The organism is Pontibacter sp. H249 (genome assembly GCF_037892465.1).
Taxonomy (GTDB): Bacteria; Bacteroidota; Bacteroidia; order Cytophagales; family Hymenobacteraceae; genus Pontibacter.
The window spans coordinates 122,217-134,982 of sequence record NZ_JBBKTR010000003.1 but is presented as its reverse complement, the minus strand read 5'-3'; the positions used below and the strand labels follow the sequence as shown (position 1 = coordinate 134,982).

Annotated in this window: 7 protein-coding genes; all 7 read right to left on the bottom strand. The window is 41.8% G+C overall.

Annotated elements, in window-relative coordinates:
* Positions 1-42: 42 nt before the first annotated feature.
* Positions 43-2,358 (bottom strand): GumC family protein, encoded by a 2,316-nt coding sequence (locus WG943_RS05415; RefSeq protein WP_340407298.1) that lies wholly within the window; start codon positions 2,356-2,358, stop codon positions 43-45.
* Between the two features lie 12 nt (positions 2,359-2,370).
* Positions 2,371-3,165: a polysaccharide biosynthesis/export family protein gene (locus WG943_RS05410; RefSeq protein ID WP_340407297.1), complete on the bottom strand. Its 795-nt coding sequence runs from the start codon at positions 3,163-3,165 to the stop codon at positions 2,371-2,373.
* A 538-nt stretch (positions 3,166-3,703) separates the two neighbouring features.
* The gene (locus tag WG943_RS05405) at positions 3,704-4,786 is read right to left on the bottom strand and encodes a polysaccharide lyase (protein ID WP_340407295.1); all 1,083 of its coding nucleotides are present in this window, start codon (positions 4,784-4,786) and stop codon (positions 3,704-3,706) included.
* A gap of 934 nt (positions 4,787-5,720) precedes the next feature.
* Complete coding sequence (locus tag WG943_RS05400; RefSeq protein ID WP_340407294.1) at positions 5,721-7,349, bottom strand: GNAT family N-acetyltransferase; 1,629 nt, start codon at positions 7,347-7,349, stop codon at positions 5,721-5,723.
* Between the two features lie 54 nt (positions 7,350-7,403).
* Positions 7,404-9,011, bottom strand: a complete 1,608-nt coding sequence (locus tag WG943_RS05395) for a GNAT family N-acetyltransferase (RefSeq protein WP_340407292.1) — start codon at positions 9,009-9,011, stop codon at positions 7,404-7,406.
* A 30-nt stretch (positions 9,012-9,041) separates the two neighbouring features.
* The gene (locus WG943_RS05390; protein WP_340407290.1) at positions 9,042-10,397 is read right to left on the bottom strand and encodes a GNAT family N-acetyltransferase; all 1,356 of its coding nucleotides are present in this window, start codon (positions 10,395-10,397) and stop codon (positions 9,042-9,044) included.
* Positions 10,398-10,690: 293 nt separating this feature from the next.
* Positions 10,691-12,298 carry a GNAT family N-acetyltransferase gene (locus WG943_RS05385; protein WP_340407288.1) on the bottom strand — a complete coding sequence of 536 codons (1,608 nt, stop codon included), beginning with the start codon at positions 12,296-12,298 and terminating at the stop codon, positions 10,691-10,693.
* Positions 12,299-12,766 lie beyond the last annotated feature (468 nt).

The window sequence follows — 12,766 nt, the reverse complement described above, 5'->3', positions numbered from 1 at the left end:
CTACTTCTACGTTTTTATAGGATGCAGGAACGTCCTTATGTTTCATTGCCTGTAGGCATGTTGCTTATACACTCGCTCATTTCCGTATCCGTATCCAAATCCATAATTTTCCTTGCCAAAACCTCTTGCCTTAACACCGTTGAACACTATAGCCAAACTCTTTAAAGAATTAAGCTTTACGTTATTACTTAAGTGTTTTACAACGTTCTTTGGAGTATAGTCGTGCCTTATTACGAGCAACGTAATATCACAGAACTCGGCAAGCAAAAAAGCATCTGAAACCAAATCTGTAGGCGAGGAATCTACAATTATATAATCAAATGCGGTCTCCATATAACTAAATAAATCCTCTAACCGACCATTCAAGAGTAACTCCGTATGATCTCCAACATTCCGCCCGGCAGGCACTACACTTAAGTTATTGAAAGGGGTTTCTCTCACAATGTCAATCTCATTTGCCTCTCCAACTAAATACTCAGTTATACCAACTTCATCTTCCAGCTTAAAACTGCTAGTGGTTTTTGGCTTTCGAAGGTCCAGATCGAGCAGCACTACCTTTTTGCCCGACGACGCCAAGCTGTAAGCTAAATTACTGCTTATAAAACTCTTGCCTTCACCGGGAATGCTCGAGGCTACCATTATTTTCTTTTTACTGAACCCGCGTCCATACAAGCCCATGGTTGTTCTTAACTGTCTGAACTGCTCTATCAAAAACACCTCTTCCGGCTCCTTGAAAGCAGAAGGTATCTTGTGCTTCACGCTGGATATTTCACCTACAATCGGAATGTTTGTGTAATTCTCAATATCAGTTCGGAAGAGCACCTTCTGGTTCAGCATTTCTTTACCCAGAACCAGACCTACACCACATGCCAGCGCTACAACTACTGCAATCGCGTAAATCAATTTTTTCTTTGGGCTTACAGGCACCAACGAAGCCTCTGCCATATCAACTACCTTACTGTCGCCACTTGCAGGAGCGTAAGATAAAGCAGCCTCTTCCCTTTTCTGAAGCAGAAAACTGTAAACGCTGTTTTTAATGGCCTGCTGGCGGCTAATCTCGAGTAGTTCTCGTTCCTGCTTTGGTATTGCTTGCAACGTGGAGCTATACTTTCCTCTTGATGAAGCCAGGTTCGTGAGGCTAGCCTGCAGATTTTGCCGCTGGCTCATTATGTTCTCAAGTATACTTGGACGCACACGCTCAATTTTCTCGTTCAATGTAAGAAGTATAGGGTTATTTTGAGCGGTAGTTTTTCGGAGTCGCTGATACTCTATTTCTGAGTCGTAAAGCTTTTGCAACAGCTCTGTCAGCACAGGGTCATTAACACCTAATGTTGCCGGCACTATACCTGCACTGTTGTTTTTAGAAAGTACATAGTTCTCCACTTTATCCAGAACCGCAAGCTGCATCCTAATGTCTTCCATCCTTTTGTCGTTTTCGCTCACGCTTTGCAAAAACACTCTGCCCTGCTCACTCAGATCCACAATTCCTTTTGAAGATTTATACTGCTGCACTTTGCCTTCTAGCTCGTTGAGCTCGCCTTCTACAAAGCTGATGCGATCCTCAATAAACTTTAGTGTATTATCAGCTAAACTGTTCTTTTCATTAACTGCTACCTGATGGTAAGCATATATCAGTTGATTTAAGATGTCCTCCCCTCTTTCCGGCACCTGGTCCTGTATACTTAAACTTATAACCGTAGAGAGTTTGTTAGCCGAATTAACTTCCAGCGCTGAAAGTAAGCTCTCAGCCATTAGTTGCGGAGGCACTAAAGAAAGATACAGAGGGCCCTCAGCGGCTTGGAGATAATGCTTGTTTGGCACAAACTGGATCTTACCATGAGGAGTATTTATCCACTTATTTAATGGATGCTCCTTGCCCCAAACTGTGACTTTATTATTGTTGTAAATAAAGTATATTTTTGATTGTCTTTTCAGGCTTCTGAGCAAACTCTCCGGATTCTGATGCTTAACTACCACAGGTGATGATAAGTAAGCAGAGACATCTTTTATGTTTTTCTCCTCATATACAGGCGCATAGAGATATAGCTCATTTACCACCTTCTTCATCAAAGACTTTGATTGAATTACTTCAATCTCATTCTCCACGATCTTTTTAGAAGTGAAGGCATTTATTGCTTCAGTCATCTGGGCGTCATCTACCCCTTTGTTTTCATCTTTAATAATTAAGGTAGCGCTTACCTCATAAGATGGCTCGGTGTAACGTACATACGCATACGCCGCTAGCAAAGCCAGCACTATCAGCGCCAGAAACAGAGGCCAAAACGGGAAGAACTTAAACATCAACACAGTAACTAAGTCTTCCTCCTTTCTCACAACATTCTTATCGCTCATCATCATGTTAATAAAGGTTTATCTGGCTAAACGATCTACAGCTATAATTCCAAAAGAAAGGGCGCTAAACACTAACGGGAGCCATTGGTTCAAACGGCTTGTACTTGCCACTTTAGACTTATTAGGCTCCACATAAATAATGTCGTTTGGTCGTAGGTAATATACAGGAGAGGTAAATATTTCGTCTGAGGTAAGATCAAGGCGCATTAGTTGCTTTTTACCGTTTTCTTCCCTAATAAGAAGCACATTATCTCGCTTAGCGTAAATGGTTAAGTCGCCTGCAAGCCCTAATGCCTCTAGTAGTGTTATTTTTTCATTGGGAATAGTTAATACTGATGGTCTGGCTACCTCACCTAGTACCGACACCTTATAATTAAGATAGCGAATGTTAACAATTGGTTCAAGAAGCAGCTTTTGTTTTACCAGCTCTGAAATTATTCGATTTTGCAGTTCTTTTTTGGTATACCCAGCTGCTTTTATGTTGCCTAGAAATGGAAACTGAATAAAACCATCTTGGTCTATTAGATAGCCAGAAGCCTGAACCATAGTTCCGGATATGGTAGACATTTGCGTGGCCGAGACATTAGACACATTAAATAGCTGTGAAGCATCTGGGTTTAGACTGCTAACGGTTATACTTAGTAGGTCATTTGCTTGAATAACAGGCTCTAAATTCTCTGTACTGCCAATAAACTCAGCATTTTGCACACCGTTGAAGTACACTGCTTCGCGTGTATGAACACATGACGTTAGTAATAAGACTGAAGCTACAGTAGCATTAATTAACAGCCTCATAATAAATAAATTTGCCATAAGCATACACTTTAAAATTTTTAAACCATTACTTATGTCGTATATCATAAAATATAAAAACATTTATAATATAACATATTTAGTTACTATTTTACGATCGCTATTACTTTAAGTTATTAACAGTTATAACATAAATTTTTTAATCAAATGAAATGATTAATAGATTGCTCCTAGTCAAAATGTGTTAATGACTGAACCTACATAAGTTTTAACACTTACTTTATTTATTAACATCATTTAGCAATTGCTGCAAATAAATAATGAGTTAAAACTCACAAAACTATATTTGTTACATTAAACTTAAAGTATATACATAAAATACAATTTGAATAAAAATCAGCTGACCTCTATCTCATTGTTATGGCTGTTATAGTTTCTTATTGTACATTTTCACCTAATACTTTTATGTATCATAAAAAAGAGATGCTTTAAAAGAAAAGCCCCCAAAACCGAAGTTTTGGGGGCTTTTAGAATATTCGTTAATGTTATTTGCTAATAAAAGCAGAAATATACACTAAGTTATCTGTTTCAATTCTAATTATCTCCAGCTACGTGAAAAGAAGTTGCCCCACCAGCTAGATACTTTTTTATTCCAGTACGAGGGCTCTGAAGATGGCTCTGGTGCCGGAGCAGGTGCAGGTGCCGGAGCAGGTGCAGGTGCAGGTGCCGGAGCAGGCTCTGGTGCCGGAGCAGGTGCAGGTGCAGGTGCCGGAGCCGGCTCTGGTGCAGGAGCCGGTGCCGGAGCAGGTGCAGGTGCCGGAGCAGGTGCAACACCAGGTGCCATGTTTGCATACGTTGAGCCTTCTTTACCTATGCGAACGTTGTCGAAATAAAGTACTCTCTTTTTGGTATCGGTTGTGCTGCTGCCATTCCAACCCCACTTATACACACCAAACTTCATGTAAGGCAACCTCTCGTCGTTGTAGCTGTTTCCACCTTTGTGCTCAATTACTTTCTTACCGTTGTGCCATACTTCCACAAGTCCATCGCTACCATGAGAGTGAACTATGTGGAATACAAACTGATGCCAAGTGTTCTTAGCAACTGTACCTAAATCATATTTCTTCTCTGCCTGAACACCGTTACTTATTTTAGCTGTATTGTAACCAACGTCAAATCTAAATTTATCCTGGTGTATTAAAAATTTTGTAGCCGGGCTCGTCCAATTTTCACCTGCATCTGGAAAAGAGTGCCACTGTGTTATAATTTCAGCGTGCTCATCTCTAGCCCAGTCTGCTGAAGGGAAATATACTGCATATGAATACCATCTGTCTTTGCCGGTTGCTGTATTAAACGCAATTTCTGCTCTTGTACCGCTGGCAACTGATGGGTCAGAATCTCTGAGCTCAAAACGAGCAGACTTGCTTCCAGCAAAAGCTAATGAGTTTGTGAACTGCAATGAGTGGCTACCAGCAAGGTCTCTACTCATTATATTAGATGATAGAGGATTAGATCCTTCAAAAAGCTCTTCGAAAAGAATGTTGGCGGCTGTAGCATTACTGGTTGTCTCTATATCTATAGCGCCTGCCGGTGCCATCTCCTCCATTTCTTTCTTCTCACAAGAAACCGTTAACGCACCAAGTAGGATCGGTGCTAACCAATACTGTGCTCTAGTCTTCATAAAATTTGGCTTTAAGTTGAAAAATGTATTATTTAAATTTTATGTAGATTTTTGCCATACTAAAATTCTTTTAATTTAAGTGTTCCTCTTAACCTCACTAGATAGTTGTATTCATTTAAAAGCAAACCTCAGCCTTATCTCTCAAACAAATCACGACAAATACATCAAGAAGAATAATACAATTATAAACCTTGTTATACTTTTATCTGAGGCAAAACTATACAATTTTTTTTAGCTGCAATAACCAATAGCTAAATTCATGAAAAATTTATATAACTTATTTATAAAGTCAACGTAATTGCTATTTTTTCAAGCATTTAATTCCACATAAACAAATGAATACCAACAGATTAACATCTTTATATATTTGTACATCTTACTTAATTGTTTACAATTACATGGTAAACGGTGAAATTTTTAAAGCAAAAAGTGAATCCTTTTTTCATTTGGAGTTTAATTTATTTATGATCAAAAGATTAGCTTATACTAAGCAGATTTGCAGTTAGCAGAATCAAAACAAAAGTGTTATATCGCTTAAACTCATAAATCCAATAAAACGCACTTGCAAAATACATCTTTAGTACAAATTTCGAAAGAAGACAGAAAGCTTAAAGTACAATACAAACACATTTATAATAACAGAAAAACATACAACTTATTATAATTTACTGTTGGTTATATAGAATTTAACAAAAGGAATTAAGCAATAAGAAGACAGCGAATTGCCTTTACAAGCAATTTGCACAAAACACATAGTGAGACAGGAAAGAATACGCGCAGGAGGCTTTAGATCTACGACAGTCAATTTTGGAAATTGGCAAAAGCTAATAATGACATAAGGGAGCTTTTTGTATTAAATACAAAAAGCTCCCTTATGTCATTATACCTAAAAGTAAGAGTTGAAGTAAAATTCAGCTATCACTACTTAAGCAGATCATGCGTTAATAATAGCAAAGCCTGCCTTCTCGAGTACTCGCCTAAGGCTCGGCTCCCGCACTAGCACCCGCGCACCCTCTCCGGCATGCTTGGCCACCGCGGCCAGAAAGCCCGCAAGCTCACCCTCCCAGCCCCTGTGGCAGTAGAGCCACTCCAGCTCGCCGCCCGGCAGCAGCCAGACGCAGCACAGCAGCAGCCCCTCTCGGCTCAGGGTGAGCGGCTCCTGCCCCGCCTGAAGCCGACGCTCCGCTTGAGCCAGAAAGTCCCACCGCGTCAGCAGCCCGCCCTTTTGCCCAAAGTCCAGCAGGTCGGAGAGGCTTCCCCGCCGCAACCAAGCTGCAGCGCCCAAGGAACCTGAAGTTGGAAGAAGATAGTAGTGGCCTTTGCCAAATAGCCCCAGCCGCAAAGCAAGACCCTGAGCAGCAGTAGCAGTCCCTGCAGCTGATATGGCGCGGAACTGCTCTTTCTGTTTTGACAAGATAAACCTTATATCATTTCTAACAACCCTAGGTTTCACCCCAATTCGCTGTAGCAGCCCCTTCACACTAGACCTTATTAAGGCTTTAGTCTCATCCACAATACGTGCATGCTTACCCCTTATCTGCAATATGTATACCTCATCGTAAGCATTTGCAAGCCTATCCTTATAGCCATGCCCTCCAGTAGTTAAATCATAAAGCGCAATGCCTTCATTATACAGCTGCTTTCCTAGCAAAATAAAGCTCACAATGCCAGGGGAGTATTTTGCATAAGAAGGAGCATATGTATTTGTAAAACCGTTAATACAATTATCCCGGCTAATCACGCCTGTAACAGATGCCACTAACTGGCCACCTACGCGCATTATAGCAACATAGAGTAACCCCTGCCTGAAAAGCGCCAGCTGCAGTTCCTTTTTAAGAGGCTCATTTTTGAAAGGGCTTTGATTTAACATGGCCCCCTTCCTGAAGTCAAATTGGTCGTTTATCTCATCGAGAACAGAAACAAAGCAGTCATGGCAAGTAATGCGCTCAAAGCTCACATCGCCTAACCGCTTTAATCGCTTTAGTTTGCTATCAATCCCATTCGAAGAAATTAGTCTGGCAGCGTTTGGTGCCTTAAAATCCATCAAGGGCCGTTGAAGGATTTGTAGAACACCCCGCTCGCGTAATCCAGCATCATACTCGAGCCAACTAAGCGGAGTGCCAGAGGGCATTTCATTAAAATCTATTATGCTCTCCTTAAATTTACTGATAAGTTCATTCAGAGCGCTAACGGCAAAAACGTCTCCGAATTCACTATCAGCAAGCCACACATGATAGCAAGCCTCGTCCTTTCCCGCCCCAGTTAACACTTTACTTTCAGTATCATAGGTAAGTGCCATTAAACCCAAAAGACTGTTTTCATGCCTTGCATATACTAGCACCGGCTCTTGTTGTTTGCGGTAAATATGATACCAGGAGGTAACAAATAATCTACTCTGAAAAACTGTGCCCCATGAACAGGATTCGTAGAGCTGGTCCCAGGCAGTTTGAAATACGGGTTTATCGAGCGCTGAATATACTGCATCTCCCATCAGCAACTCAACTGCAAATGGTTCTGCAATGGTTGTTTCTGAGCTTTTGAGTTTCGTAAGGAGGTGTTCCATGTTGATAACTACATTTTGAAGGCGTCAGGTAAACTATGAAGTATTAGCAAAAATTTATAAAACATCAATACCACACACCCCTGCCTTCTCGAGTACTCGCCTAAGGCTCGGCTCCCGCACTAGCACCCGCGCACCCTCTCCGGCATGCTTGGCCACCGCGGCCAGAAAGCCCGCAAGCTCACCCTCCCAGCCCCTGTGGCAGTAGAGCCACTCCAGCTCGCCGCCCGGCAGCAGCCAGACGCAGCACAGCAGCAGCCCCTCTCGGCTCAGGGTGAGCGGCTCCTGCCCCGCCTGAAGCCGACGCTCCGCTTGAGCCAGAAAGTCCCACCGCGTCAGCAGCCCGCCCTTTTGCCCAAAGTCCAGCAGGTCGGAGAGGCTTCCCCGCCGCAACCAAGCTGCAGCGCCCAAGGAACCTGAAGTTGGAAGAAGATAGTAGTGGCCTTTGCCAAATAGCCCCAGCCGCAAAGCAAGACCCTGAGCAGCAGTAGCAGTCCCTGCAGCTGATATGGCGCGGAACTGCTCTCTCAGCCGATAAAACCTCATCTTTATTTCGCGAAGCTTATAGCCATTTCTCTCGAAGCTCGCTTTTGCTAAATTTTGCAATGGGTTGATAACCTTGTTAAGCACACTTGTTTTCAAAGGAGTCGTTATGACTAACTTGTATGCATACGTGTGCATGTTTGCAAGTCTTTCTTTATACGACTCACCACCGGGTGTCAGGTCAAAAAACACAAAACCAGTATTAACTAAAAATTCAGCCAGCATTATAAATAGTATGTACCCGGTAGAGTAATCTGCATATGCAGGAGCATGCGTGTTTATTCCCACCAGAAGAAACCACTTCTTGCCTCTTGTTCCGACAACTGAAGCGACAATTTCTTCGTCTAGCTTTAAAACAGTTGCATGTAACACACCTTGTTTGAAGAGGGCTAGAAAGAAATGCTTCTTTAATAAATCGCTCTTGAATTCAAGAGCATTATACTTTGCCCCTTTTCTGAAATCATGCTGCACTACCAGAATATCCAAAATATCTGAAAACCTCTGGTAATCTGTGATGTGTTCAAAAGAAACCTCTCCCCTGCCTTTCAGCTTATTTACCTTTTTTCTGAATTCCTTCTTAGCAAATAAAGCTTTCACATTAGACTTACTTAAATCTATAATTGGCCTTCTAACTGTGTCCACAATACAGCGGGAGCGCCACCTCGCTATAGTTGCAACCCAATTTAAAGGGACATTACTAGGTATGTACATTATAGTTATTCTATGATGCGGGAAAGAATCTATTACAAGGCTTATAGCTTTAGGCATAAATTCATCCGAGTCATCATCTGAAAGCCAGGTTTGGTACTCTGCATCTGCGTTACCGGCTCCAACAATCAAAGCACTCCCTTTTATACTTGAAAGTAGTAGCAATCCAGTTAGGCGCCCCCCCTGTACTGCCCGAACCAACACCGGCTCCTGCCGCTCGGAATGAATTTTATACCATGTCGAGGTGAAGACACGTCCCTGAAAAACAGTACTCCACCTACACCTTTCGTAAAGTCTGTCCCACTCATCCTGAAATTGCACACTTTCTAAGGCTTTGTATACCTGTGCGCCTACTAATATCTCCAGGCTTTTAGTTGCTACCTCACTTTCTCGACTAATACAGGATTGAGCCATATTTACCCCTTAAAAAATTACGCACAAACCTTAACTCTGATAGGCTAGGTCAAGTTTATCTGGCCGTACGCCCATCTTTTTCAAGACAGCTAACAATTCCCGATCCCGCAGCAATAAAACAGCGTCCGTACCTGTATGTTGAGTTACGCCAGCCAAGAAATTGGCTAAACTACTAAAAGCTTGCTTGTGGCAGTATAGGCCGTTAATTTGAAGGCTGGCTGGCACAAGCCAGGCGCAGCAAAGAAGCAGGCTGCCTGTCCTGAGGGTTAAAGGCTGCTGCCCAGCCTCTAGACGCTCCTCGCAATCTGATAGAAAGTCCCAGCGTGTTAATAAACCACCTTGCTGATCAAACCATAAAAGATCATCAAGGCAGTTAACTTTAACAACAACAGCAGATGCGCTTATTTTAGCAAGTGCAAATGTTCCCTCTGACTTCAGCAATAGCTTTGATAAACCCGACAGATATCCTGCCGGTCCAGCTGTATAAGCTATTCGAAGCCGCTCCCTAAACTTGTACCAACCAAACCTGATCTCCAAAGGATTATAGCCCCGTTGGCGCAGGCATGCCTTTAACGGCTTTAGGAAAAAACTTTTTAACTCGTGCTTTGCACGAAAGCCATACCCTCCTACTGTAAGGTTATAGGCCTGGTCATATTTATTGGCAAGTCCATCTTTATAAGTATCGCCACCTGGTGTCAAATCAAACACGTCATACCCCTCCTCAGCAAGCATCTTTCCTAACATCAAAAAGGCAAGTATACCTGGTGAGAACTTTGCATGAGAAGCAGAATGAGAGTTTAATCCCTGTAGATGCAGCCAACTGCCACTCATAAAGCTTACATTCGAGGCAATCACGAGGCTATTAAGTTTTAGAACAGTAGCATGCAACAAGCCTTTTTTAAAGTAAACCTTCAGCAGTTCTTTAGATAAGGGAGAGTCTTTAAAGGGGCATTTATTAAACATTGCTCCTTTTCTCAAATCAAATTGTGTTGTCAGTTCATCTAACACTTCTGAGAATTGCGCGTCGTCTGTGATGCGCACAAAACTCAATTCTCCAATTCGTTTAAGACGGTTAATTTTTTCACGTCTGTTTTTTTTCTTTAGCTCATTGGTAAAATAACTTTCGTCAATTTCCATTAAAGGGCGATCAACCTGCTCCAGCACACACCTCTGCTGCCACCATGTATCATCTTTTACCCAAGCAACAGGCACCCCAGCGGGTATATAATGAAAAGAAATAATATGAGCAGGAAATTTGAGTTGCACTTGGCGAAGAGCTTCTTTGATAAATTCATTTTTATAATTTTCCAAAGCAAGCCATACATGATACTCGGCATCCCAGGCACCTGCACCTCTAATATTAGAACTGTTATACTCTTTTGTCAAAGATAATAGGCCTACAAGGCATCCGTTTCGCTCTGCTTTAACCAGAATTGGTTCCTGCAGCTCCTCATGAAGTAAAAACCAGGTTTTAACAAAGGTCGGGCTTTGAAAAACAGTACTCCAGGGGCAATTATTATATAATACATCCCAATCCACGATAAAGTCCTCATCCTGTAACAGGTGGTAAACTGCTTCTCCCACTAAAACTTCTGTCAGACTTATTTCTTCTGTTTCCACTTTATGGATGTAAACTTGCTGCATACCTTACCATATAAAATGTGTTACTTCAAAATTGATCAAACTACCTTGAAACCTGCTCCCTCCAGTATGCGCTGTAATCTTGTATCTTCTGCTGCCACTACTGCATGCGGCCCTACAGAACGAGCTACTGCAGTAAGAAAAGGGACTATTACAGCCAAGCCAGAACGATGATAGTATACCCCGGAAATAACTGCTGCACCTGAGGTAGCTGATAACCAAGCACAGCACAGCAGCACCTCGTTTTCACTTAATGAGAAAACCTGCTCCCCTGCTTGTAGGCGTCGCTCCGCTTCTTTAGAGAAATCCCAACGTGTCAAAGCCCCACCCTTTTGTTTAAAGCACAGCAAATCGTCTAAGCAGTTTATCGTAATGTTTTCCAGCTGATCAGAGAGTTGATGCGGTAATGTATAGCACTTTACCTTAGTCTTAAACAGCGCGGTGTAGAGCAATTGAACACTTCCTACCCCATTAAGCAACCTTAGCTGCTCCCGCAACTGCATCCACTGTGCCCGCAACTTGTAAGGCTCTACTCCTAGCTGACGAAGGCGTTGCTTGACAGCAATTAATAATTTCTCTTTAACTACCGCCTTTACTCTATAATTAGGTCCTCCGATACTTAACTCGTACACCTGGTCATGAGCATTTACCAATCCTTCTTTGTAACTGTGCCCTCCTGTCGTTAGGTCGTATACTTCTACCCCTTCTTCGAAAAGGCGCTGCCCGAGCATTAAAAAGCTCACAATACCGGGGGAGTATTTCCCGAATGTAGGGTTGTGAGAATTTATTCCTACCCCAAATACCCAATTGTCTTTTCCAATTGTATCAATATTTGCAGCAACAAGTTTCTCATTAACAAACAGTACAGTTACATAAAGCAAGCCTTGGTCAAATAAGGCTAACTGCAAATTTTTTTTTAGAGGTTCACTACGAAAAGGCGTGATATTAAGCATGGCAGCCTTGCGAAAATCAAACTGCCTATTAAGCTCGTCTAGTACAGATACAAAATGCTCCTTGTCTATGATTCTTTCGAAACGCATGTCACCGAGCTTCCTAAGCTTTGTAATCTTACTCCTATAGCTTTTCTTGTTAAATTGAATGATTAAATCCGGAGTCTTAAAATCCATTAAAGGACGGCTGAACGTTCTTAGCACACAACGCTTTCTCAGCTTCTGATCATGCTCCACCCATGCTAAGGGTGCCTGAGGTGGGATATGCTTAAATAGCAGCTTATATTGTGGGAATCTTGATGTAAGCTCATGCAGCGCCTCCCTTATGAATAAATCGCCTAAGTCATTTTCCGATAACCACACATGATATCCTGCTTCATTTACTCCGGCCCCTGTTACTAACTTACTACCATGTTCTTTAGTAAGTGCTACTAAGCCAGTAAGGCGGCCTTTATGTTCAGATACTATAAGTATTGGCTCCTGCCGTTGCTTGTATATTCGGTACCAAGAATCCACAAAAGCACGGCTCTGAAATACTGTACCCCAAGAACACCCTGCATACAATTTATCCCAAGCAGATTGAAAGCTGAGATTCTCTAATTGGCTATATACCGCGTCTCCTATAAGCACCTCCACAAAACCTAACGCAGCTGCCTCAACTTGATTGATATCAATTTCCTGAACACTAGCTCCCATACAAAGTATATAAACCTGATTTATAAAAGGTTAATCATGTCTTTTGGTCAACCTTTTGAAGTTTTGATATACGTATTATTATAAATAAAGTCAACATCTATTATAGATTAATACAAAAATAATTCATAGTATATCCTTCAATATTTATCTGCAACACTCCTTTATAAAACATTGCTTGCAACTTACATTATAATTATACTTTGGAAGCTAAAGATGCTGTATTCCCTACTATCTGTTACCTCTTCGGATTTGTAAGCTTGAATGCCGTAAGCTTTAGAAGTATAAGCACTTGGTAAAGTATAGCCTGTGCACCTCGCTTGACAAGAACACTCCAGTACATTCCTGAAATAACTTACATGATTTACTATAAGTAAACCTTAAGGTACTGCCTTGCAAAAATGGCGGACTGCCTGCATGAGTTGGATTCAAATAGCAGACAAAAAAGAAAGTATGAACTGGCATTGTGAC

Excerpts from the sequence above, each read along its gene's own strand:
- WG943_RS05415 (WP_340407298.1), bottom strand. The coding sequence starts at position 2,358 with ATGATGATGAGCGATAAGAATGTTGTGAGAAAGGAGGAAGACTTAGTT.
- WG943_RS05410 (WP_340407297.1), bottom strand. The coding sequence starts at position 3,165 with ATGGCAAATTTATTTATTATGAGGCTGTTAATTAATGCTACTGTAGCT.
- WG943_RS05405 (WP_340407295.1), bottom strand. The coding sequence starts at position 4,786 with ATGAAGACTAGAGCACAGTATTGGTTAGCACCGATCCTACTTGGTGCG.
- WG943_RS05400 (WP_340407294.1), bottom strand. The coding sequence starts at position 7,349 with ATGGAACACCTCCTTACGAAACTCAAAAGCTCAGAAACAACCATTGCA.
- WG943_RS05395 (WP_340407292.1), bottom strand. The coding sequence starts at position 9,011 with ATGGCTCAATCCTGTATTAGTCGAGAAAGTGAGGTAGCAACTAAAAGC.
- WG943_RS05385 (WP_340407288.1), bottom strand. The coding sequence starts at position 12,298 with ATGGGAGCTAGTGTTCAGGAAATTGATATCAATCAAGTTGAGGCAGCT.